Source organism: Pseudomonas sp. FG29 (assembly GCF_057809355.1).
The window spans coordinates 1-17,485 of sequence record NZ_JBMDJU010000029.1 but is presented as its reverse complement, the minus strand read 5'-3'; the positions used below and the strand labels follow the sequence as shown (position 1 = coordinate 17,485).

General features: G+C 65.6%; 18 protein-coding genes and 1 tRNA gene. 13 read left to right on the top strand and 6 right to left on the bottom strand.

Annotation, left to right across the window (positions count from 1 at the left end; genetic code table 11):
* Positions 1-2 precede the first annotated feature (2 nt).
* From ACODS1_RS21215 to ACODS1_RS21175, 9 genes are all read left to right on the top strand, one after another.
* A complete protein-coding gene (locus ACODS1_RS21215; protein WP_489087212.1) occupies positions 3-959 on the top strand; it encodes a MerR family transcriptional regulator in 957 nt (318 codons plus the stop codon).
* Complete coding sequence (gene phrB, locus ACODS1_RS21210; protein WP_489087211.1) at positions 947-2,386, top strand: deoxyribodipyrimidine photo-lyase; 1,440 nt, start codon at positions 947-949, stop codon at positions 2,384-2,386. Before ACODS1_RS21215 ends, phrB begins: the two co-directional genes overlap by 13 nt.
* Positions 2,383-2,805 carry a nuclear transport factor 2 family protein gene (locus tag ACODS1_RS21205; protein ID WP_322980883.1) on the top strand — a complete coding sequence of 141 codons (423 nt, stop codon included), beginning with the start codon at positions 2,383-2,385 and terminating at the stop codon, positions 2,803-2,805. The genes phrB and ACODS1_RS21205 overlap by 4 nt, the downstream gene beginning before the upstream one ends.
* Entirely contained in the window at positions 2,802-3,557 is a 756-nt protein-coding gene (locus ACODS1_RS21200) for an SDR family NAD(P)-dependent oxidoreductase (protein ID WP_489087210.1), read from the top strand. Before ACODS1_RS21205 ends, ACODS1_RS21200 begins: the two co-directional genes overlap by 4 nt.
* Entirely contained in the window at positions 3,554-4,801 is a 1,248-nt protein-coding gene (locus tag ACODS1_RS21195; protein WP_489087209.1) for an NAD(P)/FAD-dependent oxidoreductase, read from the top strand. Before ACODS1_RS21200 ends, ACODS1_RS21195 begins: the two co-directional genes overlap by 4 nt.
* Positions 4,798-5,598, top strand: coding sequence for a DUF1365 domain-containing protein (locus tag ACODS1_RS21190; protein WP_489087208.1), 801 nt, complete (start codon positions 4,798-4,800; stop codon positions 5,596-5,598). The genes ACODS1_RS21195 and ACODS1_RS21190 overlap by 4 nt, the downstream gene beginning before the upstream one ends.
* Entirely contained in the window at positions 5,585-6,859 is a 1,275-nt protein-coding gene (locus ACODS1_RS21185; RefSeq protein WP_489087207.1) for a class I SAM-dependent methyltransferase, read from the top strand. Before ACODS1_RS21190 ends, ACODS1_RS21185 begins: the two co-directional genes overlap by 14 nt.
* On the top strand, positions 6,852-7,379 hold the full coding sequence (locus ACODS1_RS21180) for a DUF2878 domain-containing protein (RefSeq protein WP_489087206.1): 528 nt from the start codon (positions 6,852-6,854) through the stop codon (positions 7,377-7,379). Before ACODS1_RS21185 ends, ACODS1_RS21180 begins: the two co-directional genes overlap by 8 nt.
* Before the next feature lie 268 nt (positions 7,380-7,647).
* The gene (locus ACODS1_RS21175; protein WP_322980889.1) at positions 7,648-7,959 is read left to right on the top strand and encodes a YkgJ family cysteine cluster protein; all 312 of its coding nucleotides are present in this window, start codon (positions 7,648-7,650) and stop codon (positions 7,957-7,959) included.
* Positions 7,960-8,010: 51 nt separating this feature from the next.
* Here ACODS1_RS21175 and ACODS1_RS21170 read toward each other — a convergent pair whose 3' ends face one another.
* From ACODS1_RS21170 to hemA, 6 genes are all read right to left on the bottom strand, one after another.
* A complete protein-coding gene (locus ACODS1_RS21170; protein ID WP_489087205.1) occupies positions 8,011-8,526 on the bottom strand; it encodes an acyloxyacyl hydrolase in 516 nt (171 codons plus the stop codon).
* A 94-nt stretch (positions 8,527-8,620) separates the two neighbouring features.
* Positions 8,621-9,412, bottom strand: coding sequence for a glutamate racemase (murI, locus tag ACODS1_RS21165; protein ID WP_489087204.1), 792 nt, complete (start codon positions 9,410-9,412; stop codon positions 8,621-8,623).
* Positions 9,413-9,439: 27 nt separating this feature from the next.
* On the bottom strand, positions 9,440-10,189 hold the full coding sequence (locus ACODS1_RS21160) for a molybdopterin-synthase adenylyltransferase MoeB (RefSeq protein ID WP_489087239.1): 750 nt from the start codon (positions 10,187-10,189) through the stop codon (positions 9,440-9,442).
* 4 nt (positions 10,190-10,193) lie between these two features.
* Positions 10,194-11,027 (bottom strand): peptide chain release factor N(5)-glutamine methyltransferase, encoded by an 834-nt coding sequence (prmC, locus tag ACODS1_RS21155; protein WP_489087203.1) that lies wholly within the window; start codon positions 11,025-11,027, stop codon positions 10,194-10,196.
* A 217-nt stretch (positions 11,028-11,244) separates the two neighbouring features.
* The gene (prfA, locus tag ACODS1_RS21150; protein ID WP_489087202.1) at positions 11,245-12,327 is read right to left on the bottom strand and encodes a peptide chain release factor 1; all 1,083 of its coding nucleotides are present in this window, start codon (positions 12,325-12,327) and stop codon (positions 11,245-11,247) included.
* The gene (gene hemA, locus ACODS1_RS21145) at positions 12,324-13,604 is read right to left on the bottom strand and encodes a glutamyl-tRNA reductase (RefSeq protein WP_322980894.1); all 1,281 of its coding nucleotides are present in this window, start codon (positions 13,602-13,604) and stop codon (positions 12,324-12,326) included. Before hemA ends, prfA begins: the two co-directional genes overlap by 4 nt.
* 216 nt (positions 13,605-13,820) lie before the next feature.
* Here hemA and ACODS1_RS21140 point away from each other — a divergent pair, with 216 nt between their 5' ends.
* The 4 genes from ACODS1_RS21140 (at position 13,821) to ACODS1_RS21125 (ending at position 17,374) form a co-directional block, all read left to right on the top strand.
* A complete protein-coding gene (locus tag ACODS1_RS21140; protein ID WP_489087201.1) occupies positions 13,821-15,548 on the top strand; it encodes a tetratricopeptide repeat protein in 1,728 nt (575 codons plus the stop codon).
* A complete protein-coding gene (gene lolB, locus ACODS1_RS21135; RefSeq protein WP_322981012.1) occupies positions 15,545-16,162 on the top strand; it encodes a lipoprotein insertase outer membrane protein LolB in 618 nt (205 codons plus the stop codon). Before ACODS1_RS21140 ends, lolB begins: the two co-directional genes overlap by 4 nt.
* A gap of 241 nt (positions 16,163-16,403) precedes the next feature.
* Positions 16,404-17,273 (top strand): 4-(cytidine 5'-diphospho)-2-C-methyl-D-erythritol kinase, encoded by an 870-nt coding sequence (gene ispE / locus ACODS1_RS21130; protein WP_489087200.1) that lies wholly within the window; start codon positions 16,404-16,406, stop codon positions 17,271-17,273.
* Positions 17,274-17,299: 26 nt separating this feature from the next.
* Positions 17,300-17,374, top strand: a tRNA-Gln gene (locus tag ACODS1_RS21125).
* Positions 17,375-17,485: the final 111 nt, after the last annotated feature.

Sequence of the window (17,485 nt, the reverse complement as noted above, 5' to 3'; positions counted from 1 at the left end):
CCATGACGACCGAAGACATCGCCGATGAAGAGATCGGCAACGACTACCGCCAGGCCCTGGACGAAGGTTACCTGCCCATTCGCGAAGTGGCGCGCAGTACCGGCATCAACGCCGTTACCCTGCGCGCCTGGGAGCGCCGCTACGGCCTGATCGTGCCCTACCGCACGCCCAAGGGGCATCGCCTCTACTCCCCCGCCAACCTCGAGCGCATCAACGCCATCCTCTCCTGGCTGGCACGCGGCGTCGCCGTCGGCCAGGTCAAGGCGCTGCTCGATCACGGCCAGATTCCGCAGGCGACGAGCACGGACAACTGGTCGCGCTTGCGCAATGAGCTACTCGGTTGCATTGCCCAGCTCGACGAGCGCCGCCTGGACGACCGCTTCAACGCGTCCCTGGCGCTCTACCCGGCGGCAACCCTGGTCGAGCAACTGCTCTGGCCACTGCTCGGTGATCTGCGCCAGCGCTGGCAGGGACAGTTCGGCGCGCGTGCCGAGCAGGTGTTCTTCTTTTCCTGGCTGCGCAGCAAGCTGGCCACGCGCATTTATCACAGCAATCGCCAGATCGGCGGCCCGCCCCTGCTGCTGATGAACCTCGGTGAAGCCCCGATGGAGCCCGGTTTGTGGTTGAGCGCCTGGCTGGCCAGTGCGGGCGAATGCCCGGTCGAGGTGTTCGACTGGCCGCTGCCGCCCACCGAACTGCTGGCAGCCCTGGAACACATCGCACCACGCGCCCTGCTGCTCTACGCCGAACAGGCGCTGGACGGCACGCTGGTGCGCCGCCAATTGCCGCGCCTGGCCGAACAATGCCCGGTACCACTGCTGATCGCCGGCCCCGCCGCCCACATTCACCGCGATGCGCTGGTCGATCTGCAGTCAGCCATCGACCCCCTGGCTGCACATGCCTGGCTGACCAACCAGGGCCTGCTCGGTGTTCGCGAGGTAACCCCATGCGCCGACTGATGTGGTTTCGCACTGACCTGCGCAGCCAGGACAACACCGCTCTGAGCGAGGCCATGCGTGCCGGCCCGACGCTCGCCCTGTACCTGATCACGCCCGAGCAATGGCAGCGTCATGACGACGCGCCGAGCAAGGTCGACTTCTGGCTGCGCAACCTCGCGCAATTGAGCCAGGCGCTAGCGGCGCTGAACGTGCCGCTGCTGGTACGTCACTGCGCGGACTGGCAGCAAGCACCGGCGGTAATCGCCGAGGTGTGCCACGAGCATGACGTCTGCGCGGTGCACGCCAACGAGGAATATGGCGTCAACGAAACCCACCGCGACCGCACCGTGGCGGCCTACCTGGCGCAGCAGGCCATCACCTGGCACAGCCACCTCGACCAGGTGTTCTTCCCGCCCGGCAGCGTGTTGACCCGTTCCGGCGGCTACTTCCAGGTCTACAGCCAGTTTCGTCGGGTCTGCTACGAGCGCCTGCATGCGGCGCTGCCAGCGATCGTCCCGCTACCGGCGGCGCAAACGCCATTGAGCATCGCCAGCGATCCACTGCCGACCGAGGTCACGGGTTTCGCATTACCCAGCGAGGTACTGCGCAGCCTCTGGCCAGCCGGCGAGCACGAGGCTCTGCAACGTCTTGCACGCTTCGCCGACGAGCAGGTCGCCTACTACCAGGACGAGCGCGATTTTCCCGCCAAACCCGGCACCAGCCAGTTGTCGCCCTACCTGGCCGCTGGCGTGGTATCGTCACGCCAGTGCCTGCATGCGGCGCTGGCGGCCAATGCCGGCGAGTTCGACAGCGGCAATCCCGGTGTCGTTACCTGGATCAACGAGCTGCTCTGGCGCGAGTTCTACAAGCACATCCTGGTCGGCTACCCGCGCGTTTCGATGCACCGCGCCTTCCGCCTGGAAACCGAAGCGGTGCCATGGCGCCACGCCCCTGACGAGCTGGCCGCCTGGCAGGAAGGCCGCACCGGCCTGCCGATCATCGACGCCGCCATGCGCCAGTTGCATGAAACCGGCTGGATGCACAACCGCCTGCGCATGATCGTCGCCATGTTCCTGACCAAGAACCTGCTGATCGACTGGCGTGAGGGCGAGCGCTTCTTCATGCGTCATCTGATCGACGGCGACCTGGCGGCGAACAATGGCGGCTGGCAATGGAGCGCCTCGACAGGCACCGACGCCGCCCCCTACTTCCGCATTTTCAACCCGATCAGCCAGTCGCAGAAATTCGACCCGGACGGTCGCTTCATCCGCCAATGGGTGCCGGAGCTGGCCGGCCTGAACAAGCGCGACATTCATGACCCGGCCAGCCTTGGCGGGCTGTTCGCGCCAGGCGGCTATCCGCGCCCGATCGTCGATCTGTCGCGCTCCCGCGAACGCGCCCTGGCGGCCTTCAAGAACCTGGCCGGCAGCGAAGAGGCCCTGGCATGAGCGACTTTCTCCGCCAGTTCGGCGAGCGCTTCGCTACGCTGAACAAGGACAACCTCGACCTGCTCGGCGAGCTGTACAGCGATGACGTGCTGTTTCGCGATCCTCTGCACGAGGTGCATGGCCTGAGCGCGGTGCGGCGCTACTTCGCCGAGTTGTACGCCAACGTCGAGGCCCTGCAGTTCGAGTTTCACGGGTTCGACCGGGTCGCCGAAAACGAAGGCTACCTGCGCTGGACCATGCGCTATCGCCATCCACGTCTGCGCGGCGGGGCCGAGATCGCCGTCGAGGGCTGCTCGCACCTGCGCTGGCGCGACAAGGTCTACCAGCACCGCGACTATTTTGACGCCGGTGCCCTGCTCTACGAACACCTGCCGTTGCTCGGCGGGGTCATCGGCTGGCTGAAGCGGAGGTTGGCATGAAACGCATCTGGCTCACCGGCGCCAGCAGCGGTATCGGCGCGGCGCTGGCCGAAGAGCTGCTGAGCGCTGGCCATCGCGTCGCACTCAGTGCCCGCAGCATCGAGCCGCTACAGGCGCTGGCCAAGCGCTACGGAGAGCGCGTGCTGGTTGCCCCGGGCGACCTCACCGATGCCGCCCAGGTGCGCGCCATCGGCCAGCGCATCGAACAGGTCTGGGGCGCGCTGGACTGCGCGATCCTCAATGCCGGCACCTGCGAATACGTCGAGGTGCGCCAGTTCGAGGCGGCGATGATCGAGCGCGTGGTAAGCGCCAACCTGTTCTCCGCCAGCCATTGCATCGAGGCCGCGCTGCCCCTGCTGCGCAATGGTCAGCGTCCGCATCTGGTCGGCGTCGGCAGTTCGGTGACCTACCTGCCTCTGCCGCGCTCCGAGGCCTACGGTGCCTCCAAGGCAGCCCTGCGCTACTTGCTGCAGAGCCTGCGTGTCGACCTCGCGGCGGAAGGCATCGACGTCACCCTGGTCAGCCCCGGCTTCGTCGACACACCGCTGACGCAGAAGAACGACTTTCCCATGCCCATGCGCTGGCCGGTGCAGCGCGCCGCGCGGCACATCGCCGAACGCCTGGACAAACGCCCGCACGAAATCGCCTTCCCCACTCCCTTCATCACCGTGCTGAAACTGCTCGGCAGCCTGCCCAGCCGCCTGCAACTGGCCATCGGCCGGCACCTGGCACGCAACGAGGACACTCCATGAGAATCGCCATCGTCGGCAGCGGTATCGCCGGCCTGACCTGCGCCTACCTGCTCAACCGCCACCACGACATCCAGGTGTTCGAGGCCAGCGACTGGATCGGCGGCCACACCCATACCGTCGACGTCGAGGTGAATGGCCGTCCCTACGCCATCGACACCGGCTTCATCGTCTTCAACGACTGGACTTACCCCAACTTCATCCGCCTGCTGAACGAACTGGGCGTGCCCTTCAAGCCCACCGAGATGAGCTTCTCGGTCAGCGATCCGGTGAGCGGTACGGAGTACAACGGCCACGACCTCAACACCCTGTTCGCCCAGCGCAGCAACCTGGTATCGCCAGCGTTCTGGGGCATGGTGCGCGACATCCTGCGCTTCAACCGCAACGCTCTGGACGACCTCGACCAGGGCCGCATCGCCGCCGACATGACGCTCGGTGACTACCTCACCCAGAACGGCTATGGCCGGCGCTTCATCGACCACTACATCGTGCCCATGGGTGCGGCGATCTGGTCGATGTCGCTGGTCGACATGCTCGCCTTCCCGCTGCAGTTCTTCGTGCGTTTCTTCAAGAACCACGGCCTGCTGTCGGTGAGCAATCGCCCGCAGTGGCACGTGGTCGAAGGGGGCTCGCGCAGCTACGTGGCGCCACTGACCGCCAGCTTCGCCGAGCGTATTCGTCTGAACTGCCCGGTGCTGCGCGTCGAGCGTGATGCCGAGGGCGTGACCCTGCACAGCGCCGCCGGCAGCGAGCGTTTCGACAAGGTGGTGTTCGCCTGCCACAGCGACCAGGCCCTGGCGCTGCTGGCCGAACCGACCCCGCTTGAGCGCGAGATCCTCGGCGCCCTGCCCTACGCCAACAACGACGTGGTACTGCACACCGACACCCGCCTGCTGCCCAAGCGCCCTCTGGCCTGGGCCAGCTGGAACTACCGCCTGGGCGGCCCCAGCGAGCACCCGGCGGCGGTCACCTACGACATGAACATCCTGCAGGGTATCGACAGCGACAGTACCTTCTGCGTCAGCCTCAACCAGACTGCCGCCATCGACCCCAGCAAGATCCTCGGCCGCTTCCAGTACGCTCACCCGCAATACAGCCTGGCCGGCATCGCCGCGCAGGCGCGCTGGCAGGAACTGCTCGCCGCACCGCACAGCTACTACTGCGGCGCCTACTGGGCCAACGGCTTCCACGAAGACGGCGTGGTCAGCGGGCTGCGCGTGGCGCGCGAGCTGGGGGAAAGCTGGTGATCAGCGCCCTGTACAGCGGCTGGGTGCAGCATCGCCGCTTCGCCCCGCGCGCGCATGCCTTCCGCTATCGCATGGGCCTGCTGTACCTGGATCTGAGCGAACAGGCGCAACTGTTCGCCCTGTCACGCCTGGCCGGTGCCAGTCGCTGGGCGCCCTTCACTTTCCGCGAAACCGACTACCTGCCCGAGGCCACGCGCCAGGGCACGCCGCTGCATGAGGCCGTGCGCGACCGCGTACAGGAGGCACTCGGCATCCGCCCGCAAGGACGTATCTGCGTGCTGACGCAACCGCGCAGCTGGGGCCTGGCGTTCAATCCGGTGAGCATCTTCTACTGCCACGACGCCGAACAGCGGCTGATGGCAGTGCTCTGCGAAGTGAGCAACACGCCCTGGCGCGAACGTTATCACTACGTCCTGCCGGCCACAGGCGAGGGGCGCCAACAGGTTCGCGTGGACAAGGCCTTCCACGTCTCGCCCTTCCTGCCGCGCGAGCTGGAGTACCGCATGAGCCTCAGCCCGGTGGGCGAGCGCCTGGGCGTGCATATGGCCGACTGGCAGGGTGAGACCAAGGTGTTCGATGCCAGCCTGGCCCTGCAGCGCCAGCCACTGACTCGCGCCAGCCTGCACCGCTACCTGCTCAGTTTTCCCTGGATGACCGGCAAGACCTTGCTGGCCATCTACTGGCAGGCCCTGCGCCTGCTGCTCAAACGCATCCCTATTTTCGACCACAGGCCCGCGGAAGGCAGCTTCCGCGTTGCCCGCCCGCTAGCGAAGGACATGCCTCATGAAAAGCTCTAGCCTGAACTCCGCGAAGAACCTGGTACGCAGCGGCAACGGTATCGGCGCCGGCCTGCTGCGCCGCGCCGTGCTGCGCCAGTTGCAGAACCTGCGACACGGCCTGCTGGTCATCCAGGAGGCCGGCGACAGCCTGCACTTCGGCGACCCGCATTCACGCCTGCGCGCCGAGATCAAGGTGCATGACCCGGCCGTCTGGGGCCTGGTGGCCGGCAACGGCTCGATCGGCTCCGGCGAGGCCTATATCCACGGCTACTGGAGCACGCCGGATCTGACGGCGGTGATCCGCATCTTCGTCGCCAACCTCGACGTGCTCGATGCCATGGAAGGTGGCCTGGCGCGCCTGGGTCGCCCGTTGATCCAGGGCCTGCACTGGCTCAACCGCAACACTCGCAGTGGCTCGCGGCGCAACATCGCCGCGCACTACGATCTGGGCAACGACCTGTTCGAGCAATTCCTCGACCCGACCATGATGTATTCGGCGGCCATGTTCCGCAGCGACGAGGACAGCCTGGAGCAAGCCCAGCTGAACAAGCTCGAACGCATCTGCCAGAAGCTCGAGCTCAAACCCGGCGACCACCTGCTGGAGATCGGCACCGGCTGGGGCAGCATGGCCATTCATGCTGCGACACGCTTCGGCTGCCGGGTGACGACCACCACCCTGTCACGCGAACAGTACGCCCATACCGAACGACGCATCCGCGAACTGGGTCTGGAAGATCGTGTCACTCTGCTGCTCGAGGATTACCGCGACCTGACCGGCCAGTACGACAAGCTGGTCTCCATCGAGATGATCGAGGCCGTCGGCCACCGCTTCCTGCCCACCTACTTTGAGCAGTGCGCGCGCCTGCTCAAGCCGGACGGGTTGATGCTGCTGCAGGCCATCACCATCCGCGATCAGCGCTACGAACAGGCACGCCGCAGCGTCGACTTCATTCAGCGCTACATCTTCCCCGGCGGCGCCCTGCCGTCGGTGCACAAGATGCTGGAGGTGGTCAGCCGCCATACCGACCTCAACCTGCATCACATGGAAGACTTCGGTCTGCACTACGCGCGCACCCTGCGCCTGTGGCACGACAACCTGCGCCGCGCCCGGCACAAGCTGGAACAGCTGGGCTACGACGATTACTTCTACCGCCTGTGGGAGTTCTACCTGTGCTATTGCGAGGGTGGCTTCCTGGAACGCACCATTGGCACCGCCCAACTGCTGCTGGCCAAACCCTCGGCGCGGCCTGCCCCCCTGCTAGGAAACCTCGATGTCTAAGCTGCTCGCCAACGCCCTCCTGTTCCAGCTTGGCTGGTTCGCCTGCGTGCTGGGCGGCGACAGCCCCTGGTTGCTGGTAGTGGCCGGCGTGTTGGCGGTGCATCTGTTGTGGATCAGCAGTTGGCCAGCGGAAGGCAAGCTGCTGCTCAGCATCTTTCTCGCGGGCAGCGCGCTGGACAGTTTCCTGCTCAACCTGGGGGTCTACGACTTCGGCGCGCAGCGCCAACTGATCCCACTGTGGCTGGCCCTGCTCTGGCCGTTGCTGGCGACCACCCTCAACCATTGCCTGGCCTGGACGGCGCAACCCTGGTGGCGCGCCAGCCTGCTCGGCGCCATCGGTGCGCCGCTGTCCTACTACGGTGGTGCACAGCTTGCCGGTGTCGGCCTGCCACTGGGCACCACGCCGACCCTGGCCCTGCTGGCCGTGATCTGGGCAGCGGTAATGCCCGTGCTGCATGGCTTCGCCAAACTCTATCGCGCACAGTACGAACAAAGCCTGCGCAGCCGCCAATCGGCCTAGCCGACAACCCTGTAGGAGCGGCGCCCCGCCGCGAACCCGCACGGCACGACCTCAAAGGCTTCGCCCCTAGGCGGGGCTCCCATGAAATGCTCCGACGCCTGCACCTGTAGGAGCGGCGCCCCGCCGCGAACCCGCGCGGCACGGCCTCAAAGGCTTCGCCCCGGGGCGGGGCTCCTACGAAAAGCGGCTTGCTACCAGCGGAAATGGCGGCACGCCCCCTGTCTGCCCATGCCCCGCGTATCCACCGCATGGCGTACACTGCGACGCCATGAGCCAGACCATCCCCCATACCCAACTGCCCACCGAGCCCGAGATCAGTTGCAGCACCTGTGCAGCCTGCTGCTGCCAACTGGAGGTGATGCTGTTTGGCGATACCGACATCCCCCAGCGCTTCATCGAGACCGACCAGTGGGGTGGCGAGGTGATGCGGCGCCTGGACGACAATTGGTGCGCGGCGCTGGATCGCAATAGCATGCGCTGCACCATCTACGAGGTGCGCCCACTGATCTGCCGGGAGTTCGAGCTGGGCGCCAGCGAATGCCTGGAAGAACGTCGAGGCATCGCCCAGGCCTATCGATAACGGTACAAAAGGCACGATGAAAAAGACCGGGGCTCGCCCGGTCTTTTTTATTCAGAAGCTCATGCGGTAATGCAGGGTGTAGGCTTCGACGCCATCGTTGGGCTGCTTGAGCCCGGCGTTGGAATAGTGAATGGCGCGCAGGCCGATTTCCTGGCCGGAGAAGCGCAGGCCGACACCCAGACGATCCTCGAACTGGAAGGAAGAGCCCAGGTCGTTATCTTCCAGCTCGGTGCTGGAGAAAGCCGCCACGCCGATACCGGCCTCGACGTAGGGGCGCACGCTCTGACCAGCGAACTCGTAGACGAATACCGGTGCGAACGACAGGCTGTGGTTGCTGGCGGTCTTGTCACCGTCCCAGTAGGTGTAACCCAGATCCCAGTAGCCGGTCAGGCGACCGACGCTGCTCTGCATCCAGCTCTTGTCCCAGTCCCACTGCGCACCCAGTCGATAGACCATGGTGGAGTCGCCAGACTGACCGATTGCCGCCGTCACGTCCGCCGCTTGCGCGGCATGGCTCACCCCGAACGAAAAGACCGCCAACGCCGCAAAGGCACAGAACTTCTTCATGATTGATTCCTTTTAGCGAGAAGTGTTGTATCTGGCTCGCTACAAACTATAGAAGCTTTGGGAATGAGGCAAAGATAAATTCCGCCGAACATCGCTAAAGCGAAGCGACTTCGCTGTCATCGTTCAGTAAAACGGGCAGCACCCGACGCAGTTTTTCCGGCTCGCCGCTGCTCCAGTAACGCGTCGGCTGAGCCGGGCCGAGCGCCCGCAGATCATGCTGATCGAGCAAACGCTGCAGTTGCCGCGCCACTGCAGCGCCGGTGTCCACCAGGCTCACGCTCTCCGGCACCAGGCTGTGCAACAGAGGACGCAGGAAGGGGTAGTGGGTGCAACCGAGGATCAGCGTATCGCAGCCCTCGGCCAGCAACGGCGCGACATAGCCCTGCAGTAGCTCGCGGGTTGCCGGCGCCTGCAGCTCACCGGCCTCGATGCACTCCACCAGCCCCGGGCAGGGTTGGGTGACCACGCGCACATCGTTGGCGAAGCGATCGAGCAAGGCGGCGAAACGAGCGCTCTTCAGTGTGCCGGTGGTGGCCAGTACGCCGACCACGCCCGAGCGCGTAGCGGCCGCTGCCGGCTTGACCGCCGGTTCCATGCCGACGATGGGCAAAGCTGGATAGCGCTCACGCAGCTCGGCGGCAGCCGCCGCCGTGGCGGTATTGCAGGCCAGCACCAGGGCCTTGGCGCCCTGCGCCAACAGGTGCTCGGTAATCAGCACGCAACGCTCGCGGATGTACTCCGGGCTCTTCTCGCCGTAGGGCACGTGGCCGCTGTCGGCGACGTAAAGCAGTGACTCGTGCGGCAACAGTTGGCGAATCTCGCGCAACACCGACAACCCGCCGACGCCGGAGTCGAAAATGCCAACTGGCGCTTGCGACTGAGTCATTTCAAGCCGTCCTCGCTCCCACGATCCTTAACGCTCACCGCAAACCTCGCAGGCCGGATCGCGCTTGACCCGCAGCTCACGGAAACGGCTGCCCAGCGCGTCGATCAGCAGCAAACGCCCCACCAGCGGCTCGCCGAATCCGGCCAGCAACTTCAGCGCCTCCAGCGCCTGCAGGCTGCCGACCAGCCCGACCAACGGGCCGACCACCCCCGCCTCGCTGCAGGTCAGCTCGGCCTCGCTGCCGTGGCCGTACAGGCAGTGGTAGCAGGGGCTGGCATCGTTGCGCGGATCGAATACCGACAGCTGGCCTTCCAGACGGATCGCCGCGCCGGACACCAGCGGCTTGCCCGCCTTGAAACAGGCAGCGTTGACCGCCTCGCGGGTGGTGAAGTTGTCCGAGCAGTCCAGCACCAGATCGACGGCGCTCACCGCAGCGACCAGCGAATCGACATCCAGTGCCTGACGATGCGGCACCAGGCTGATCTGCGGGTTGATCGCGGCCAGGCGCGCCATGGCCGAATCCACCTTGGTCTGGCCGATGCTGGCGGTGTCGTGGGCTATCTGCCGCTGCAGGTTGGTCAGATCGACCGTATCGAAGTCGGCCAGGTGCAGTTCGCCGACACCGGCAGCCGCCAGGTACAACGCCACGGGCGAACCCAGGCCGCCGAGGCCAACGATCAGCACACGCGCCTGCTTCAGGCGCAACTGCCCCTCGACCTCGATCTGTTTCAGCAGGATCTGCCGGCTGTAACGCAGCAGTTCGTCATCGCTCAACATCGCTTCACTCATGCTCGAAACGTCCCAGGCTGATACGTTCATGGCCGCCCAGGTCTCGCCGGCTGTGCACCTCGACGAAACCACCGGCGGCCAGCAATTCGCGCACCGCCTCGGCCTGGTCGAAGCCGTGTTCCAGCAGCAGCCAGCCGCCAGGCAGCAAATGCGCTGGCGCAGCCTGGATGATCGCGCGGATATCGTCCAGCCCATCACGGCCGGCCACCAGTGCACTACTTGGCTCGAAACGCACGTCGCCCTGATCGAGGTGTTGGTCATCCGCGCGAATATAGGGCGGATTACTCAGGATCAGGCCATAGCGCTGCCCGCTCAGGGCAGAGAACCAGTGGCTGTGCAGAAAGCGGGCGTTGCCCAGTTGCAGGCGCTGGCGATTGCGCTCGGCCAGGGCCACGGCCTCCTCGACGCGATCCACCCCGGTCACCTGCCAGGCCGGGCGCTCGCTGGCCAGAGCCAGAGCGATGGCGCCCGTGCCGGTGCCCAGATCCAACACGCTCAGCGGTGTGGCGGGCAGCAGTTCGAGAGCAGATTCCACCAGCAGTTCAGTGTCCGGGCGCGGGATCAGTGTATGCGGCGCCACTTCCAGATCCAGGCTCCAGAAGCCCTGGTGACCGAGGATGTAGGCCACCGGCTCGCCCTGGCGGCGGCGTTGCAGACTTGCGTGGAAGCGAGTCAGTTGCTCGCCATCCAGTTCGCGCTCCGGCCAGGTACGCAGGTAGCTGCGCGGCTTGCCCAGGGCATCGGCCAGCAGCAGCTCGGCGTCCAGCCGTGGCGTGGGCGAGTCGGGCAGGTCAGCGCTGTCGAGCAAAGATTCGATGGTGGCCATGGTTCATCCTGGCGGCGTTCTTCTCCCCTCTCCCGCTTGCGGGAGAGGGGCCGGGGGAGAGGGTGTACATTGCGCCCCCTCTCCCTAACCCTCTCCCCGAGGGGAGAGGGGACTGCTCGGCGCTACGTTAGCGCTTGCTGTCAGCTCTTCCCGGATTGCTCCGGATACGGTGCGCACGGCGCACCCTACGCGGCGTCAGCCATGCGCACCGCTGCAATCAATCGCCCAGCGCCGCCAACTGGTCGGCCTGGTATTCGGCCAGCAGCGGTTCGATCACCGCTTCCACGCTCCCGGCGATCACTTCGTTCAGCGAATACAGGGTCAGGTTGATGCGGTGGTCGGTCACCCGGCCCTGCGGGAAGTTGTAGGTGCGGATGCGCTCGGAGCGGTCGCCGGAGCCCACCAGCAGCTTGCGCGTCTCGGAGATTTCCTTGTGCGCGGCCGCCTCCTGCTGATCCTGCAGCTTGGCCGCCAGCCAGGCCATGGCCTTGGCGCGGTTCTTGTGCTGCGAGCGCTCTTCCTGGCATTCCACCACCGTGCCGGTGGGAATGTGGGTGATGCGGATCGCCGAGTCGGTGGTGTTGACGTGCTGACCACCGGCGCCGGAGCTGCGGTAGGTGTCGACGCGCAGATCGGCCGGGTTGATCTCGATGGCCATCTGCTCGTCCGGCTCCGGCAATACCGCCACGGTGCAGGCGGAGGTATGGATGCGGCCCTGGGATTCGGTCTCCGGCACGCGCTGCACACGATGAACGCCGGACTCGAACTTGAGCTTGGCGTAGACGTTGTCGCCCTCGACGCGGGCGATCACTTCCTTGTAGCCGCCGTGCTCGCCCTCGTTGGCCGACAGCACCTCGACGTGCCAGCCCTGCTTCTCGGCATAGCGCGAGTACATGCGGAACAGGTCGCCGGAGAAGATCGCCGCCTCGTCGCCACCGGTGCCGGCGCGGATTTCCAGGTAGACGTTGCGACCGTCATTGGGATCCTTGGGCAGCAGCATGCGCTGCAGCTTGTCTTCCAGGCCAACCAGCGCCTCCTTGGCCTGATCCACTTCCAGTTCGGCCATCTCGCGCAGATCCGGGTCGCTGTCCTTGAGCAGCGCCTGCGCGCCTTCGAGGTCGCCCTGCACCTTGCGCAGTTCGCGGAAGGTGGCGATTACCGGCTCGATCTCGGCATATTCCTTGGAGTAGGCGCGAAACTGGCTCTGCTTGGAAATCACCTCGGCATCGCCGAGCAGCGCCGTGAGTTCCTCGAAGCGGTCGCTGAGGTTGTCCAGCTTGTTCAACAGTGAAGCTTTCATTGCAGACCTTTGTCCTGCGGCGCGCTCTCGTCGAGGGCGAACAATTCCTGGGCCAGGTTGAGCGCGTCGATGCGCCCCTCGGCGGTGAGTTTCTTCATGCGCACGCTGGGTGCGTGCAGCAGCTTGTTGGTCAGGCCGCGCGCCAGTTGCGCCAGCACGTCTTCGGCATTGGCGCCGTTGACCAGCATGCGCTGCGCCTTGGCCAGTTCCTCGTCACGCAGACGCTCGGCCTGCTGGCGGTAAGCCTTGAGCACGTCCACCGCAGCCAGCTCGCGCAGGCGCTGCATGAAGTCGTCAGTGCCGACGGCCACCAGCTCTTCGGCGGCCTGCGCCGCGCCCTGGCGGCTCTTGAGGTTTTCCTCGATGACTTCGTGCAGGTCATCGACGGTATAGAGGTAAACGTCGTCCAGCTCACCCACCTGCGGCTCGATATCGCGCGGTACGGCGATGTCGACCATGAAGATCGGTTTGTGCTTGCGCTTTTTCAGCGCGCTTTCCACCGCACCCTTGCCGAGAATCGGCAACTGACTGGCCGTGGAACTGATGACGATGTCGCTGTGCGCCAGTTCGTCGGGGATGTCCGAGAGCAGCACGGCATGCGCGCCGAACTGCTCGGCCAACTGGCTGGCGCGCTCCAGCGTGCGGTTGGCGACGACGATACGCTTGATGCCCTGGTCGTGCAGATGGCGTGCGACCAGGCTGATGGTTTCGCCGGCGCCGATCAGCAGCGCCTGGCTACGGTGCAGGTCGGCGAAGATCTGCTTGGCCAGGCTCACGGCAGCGAAGGCCACGGACACCGGGTTCTCGCCGATGGCGGTGTCGGTGCGCACGGTCTTGGCGGTACTGAAGGTGGCCTGGAACAAACGCCCGAGCAACGGGCCGACGGTGCCGGCCTCGCGCGCCACGGCGTAGGCGGACTTGAGCTGACCGAGGATCTGCGGCTCGCCCAGCACCATCGAATCCAGCCCGCAGGCCACGCGCATCATGTGCCGCACGGCGTCGTTGTCGCTGTGCACGTAGGCGCAGGCGCGCAACTCGTCCAGGCTCAGGCGGTGATAGTCGGCCAGCCACTTGAGCACTTCGTCGGCCTGCAGGTGCTCCTGCTCCAGATACAGCTCGCTGCGATTGCAGGTGGAGAGGATCGCCGCCTCGCGGCTAGGGGTCAGCCGACACAGCTGCTGCAGCGCCTCGACCAGTTGTTCGGGGGTGAAGGCCACGCGCTCGCGCACCTCTACCGAAGCGGTCTTGTGGTTGATACCGAGGGCGATGAAGGCCATGCAGGGTCGCTGAGGGGCAATACGGAAGCCGGCAATTGTCCTACTTCGCTTCGGCGAGAACAACTCCCGCGACCTATTGTCCCAATAGACGCGTCGCGACATCACCCGCCCCATGGGCTTGCCCCGAGGCTTGTGTCATGATGCCGCGACAGTCGCCAGGGCAGGGCCGCCAGAACGTGGCAGTGCCCCGCCCGCCATCATGCACGACAAGGCACTATGAATAGATCCTTCGCGTTAATCACTGCTTTCGCCATCCTCAGCGGTTGCCAGACCTTTGCCCCCAACGAGCCGGACGGCACCCCGCCGATCCAGGAAGCCGACCAGGTCGCCAAGCCGGCACCGGACGAATACAGCTCCTTCAGCGAAGAGACGCTCTATTCGCTGCTGACCGCCGAGCTGGCCGGGCAGCGCAACCGCTTCGACATCGCCCTCGGCAACTACGTGCAGCAGGCTCAGGCCACGCATGACCCGGGCGTCGCCGAGCGGGCGTTTCGCATCGCCGAGTACCTCGGTGCCGATCAGGCCGCGCTGGACAGCGCGCTGATCTGGGCCGATGCCGCGCCGACCGACATCGACGCACAGCGTGCCGCCGCCGTGCAGCTGGCGCGCGCCGGCCGCTATGACGAATCCATGACCTTCATGGAGCAGGTGCTGCAACGTCAGGGCAACACCCACTTCGACTTCCTCGCACTGTCTGCGGCGGAAACCGACCCGGACACCCGCGCCGGCCTGCTGCAAGGCTTCGACCGCCTGCTGCGCAAATACCCGGACAACAGCCAGTTGCTGTTCGGCAAGGCCATCCTCCTGCAACAGGACGGCCGCGCCGAGGAAGCCCTTGAGCTGCTCGAAGATCAGCCCGCCAGCGCTCATGAAGTCTCCCCGCTGCTGCTGCGTGCACGCCTGCTGCAGAGCCTCGGCCGTGGCGAGGAAGCCCTGCCACTGCTGGAAAAAGGCATCCGCCAGAACCCCGAGGACAAGCGCCTGCGCCTGACCTACGCGCGCCTGCTGGTCGAGCACGACCGCCTGGACGACGCCAAGGGCGAGTTCTCCAAGCTGGTGCAGGAAAACCCCAACGACGACGACCTGCGTTTCTCCCTGGCGCTGGTGTGCCTGGAAGCCGAAGCCTGGGAAGAAGCCATCGTCTACCTGGAAGAACTGATCGAACGCCGCAGCCACGTCGACGCCGCCCACTACAACCTGGGCCGCGCCTACGAAGAGCTGAAGGACAACGACAGCGCCCTGCTCGAATACGCGCTGGTCGGCCCCGGCAATGAATTCCTCTCGGCGCAACAGCGCCAGACCGAACTGCTGATCGGCGCAGGCCGCCACGAAGAGGCCTCGCGGCGCCTGGCCAAGGCGCGCGATGCCCAGCCGGACTACGCCATCCAGCTCTACCTGCTGGAAGCCGAGGCACTGAGCAATGCCGGCCAGATCGAGGCAGCCTGGGCCACCATCAACCAGGGCCTGGAACAGTTCCCGGACGAGCTGAACCTGCTCTATACCCGCGCCATGCTGGCGGAAAAACGCGATGACCTGGCGCAACTGGAAACCGACCTGCGCTTCATCCTCGAACGCGAGCCGGAACACGCCATGGCCCTCAACGCCCTGGGTTACACCCTGGCCGACCGCACCACGCGCTACGCCGAAGCCCGCGAACTGATCGAACGCGCCCACCAGCTCAACCCGGACGACCCGGCCATCCTCGACAGCCTGGGCTGGGTCAACTACCGCATGGGCAACCTCGATGAGGCCGCGCGCCTGCTCACCGAAGCGCTGAAGAAATTCCCCGACCACGAAGTCGCCGCCCATCTCGGCGAAGTGCTCTGGGCACAGGGCCGCCAGGACGAAGCCAAGCGCGTCTGGCGCGCCGCCCTGGAAGGCAACCCCGACAGCCCCATTCTGCGTAGCACGCTGCTGCGCCTGACCGGTTCCGAGAAACTCTGATGTTGCGCAACCTGCTCGTATTCAGCCTTATTGCCCTGCTCGCCGGCTGCGCCGGCCTGACCTCGCGCGAAGTCGTCGACGGCAAGGGCGACCCTGCCCAGTGGCAAGCCCACAAGCAGCAGATCGCCCAGCTCGACGGCTGGCAGATCAACGGCAAGATCGGCATTCGCGCCCCGCGTGACTCCGGCAGTGCCACGCTGTTCTGGCTGCAGCGCCAGGACTACTACGACATCCGCCTGTCCGGCCCACTGGGCGGCGGCGCTGCACGCCTGACCGGCCGCCCGGGCGACATCCTGCTGGAAGTCGCCAACCGTGGTCGCTACCAGGCCGAGTCGCCGGAAGCCCTGCTGCGCGAACAACTGCGCCTGGAACTGCCGGTATCCAACCTGCTCTGGTGGATACGCGGCCTGCCCGCGCCTGAGAGCAAGAGCCGCATCACCCTGGATGGCGCCAGCCACCTGGCTCGCCTGGAGCAGGACGGCTGGCAGGTCGAGTACCTCAGCTACACCGAGCAGAACGGCTACGCCCTGCCCGACCGCCTGAAGCTGCACGGCCAGGATTTGGACGTGACCCTGGTGATCAAGGACTGGCAACCGCGCCAGCTCGGCCAGTAAGCCCACCCCAACCCCGTAGGAGCGGCTGAGCGGCATCCCGTTTTAGCCGCGATAGTTTTCCAAGCAATCGCCGCTAAAGCGCCGCCCACGACGCCGGAGTGACAACCGCTCCAAACCCTGTGGGAGGGGCTTTAGCCGCGACGCTTTTTAGACCCAAGCAGACCCAGTAGCCGGGATGAAATCCGGGAACCATCGCCACCAAGCCCCGGATTGCATCCGGGCTACGTCGTCCATGCCACCTATGACCGCCATCCCCACCCACGCCGAACTCACCCTGCCCGCCCCCGCCAAGCTCAACCTGATGCTGCATATCCTCGGCCGCCGCCCCGACGGCTATCACGAGCTGCAGACCCTGTTCCAATTCCTCGACCACGGCGACGAGTTGGGTTTCAGCGTGCGCCAGGACGGCGAAATCCACCTGCACACCCCCATCGACGGCGTACCGCATGACAGCAACCTGATCGTGCGCGCCGCCAGAAGACTGCAGCAGGCCTCCGGCACCAGGCTCGGCGCCGATATCTGGCTGGACAAGCGCCTGCCCATGGGCGGCGGCATCGGCGGCGGCAGTTCGGACGCCGCCACCACCCTGGTCGGCCTCGATCACCTGTGGAACACCCAATTGGGCGAGGATCGCCTGGCCGAAATAGGCCTGGCCCTGGGCGCCGACGTGCCGGTATTCGTGCGCGGCCACGCGGCCTTCGCCGAGGGCGTTGGCGAGCGCCTGACCCCGGTGGAACTGGACGAGCCCTGGTTTCTCGTCGCCATACCGCAAGTCTTTGTAAGCACAGCAGAAGTTTTCGGCTCGCCCGAGTTGACACGCGATACGCCGCCCATTAAAGTTCGCAGCCTTCTTGCGGGGGGTGGTCGAAACGACTGCCAGCCGGTTGTAGAGAAGCGTTACCCAGAAGTTCGTAACGCTTTGATCTTGCTGAACAAATTTGTTCCAGCTAGATTGACCGGCACTGGAGCTTGCGTATTTGGGAGCTTCCCAAATCGGGACGATGCTGATAAAGTCGCCCGCCAACTTCCAGGCACTCTGCCGAGCTTTGTCGCTCAAGGTCGCAACATCTCGATGTTGCACCGCAAGCTCCAAGCATTGGCCAAGAAGTGAATGCTCAGCATTCGGTTATACGATACAGGGGCGTCGCCAAGCGGTAAGGCAGCAGGTTTTGATCCTGCCATGCGTTGGTTCGAATCCAGCCGCCCCTGCCATAACCTCCCACGGGAGGCATCGAAAACCGAGTCGCACGACATTCGACACAGAATATAGGGGCGTCGCCAAGCGGTAAGGCAGCAGGTTTTGATCCTGCCATGCGTTGGTTC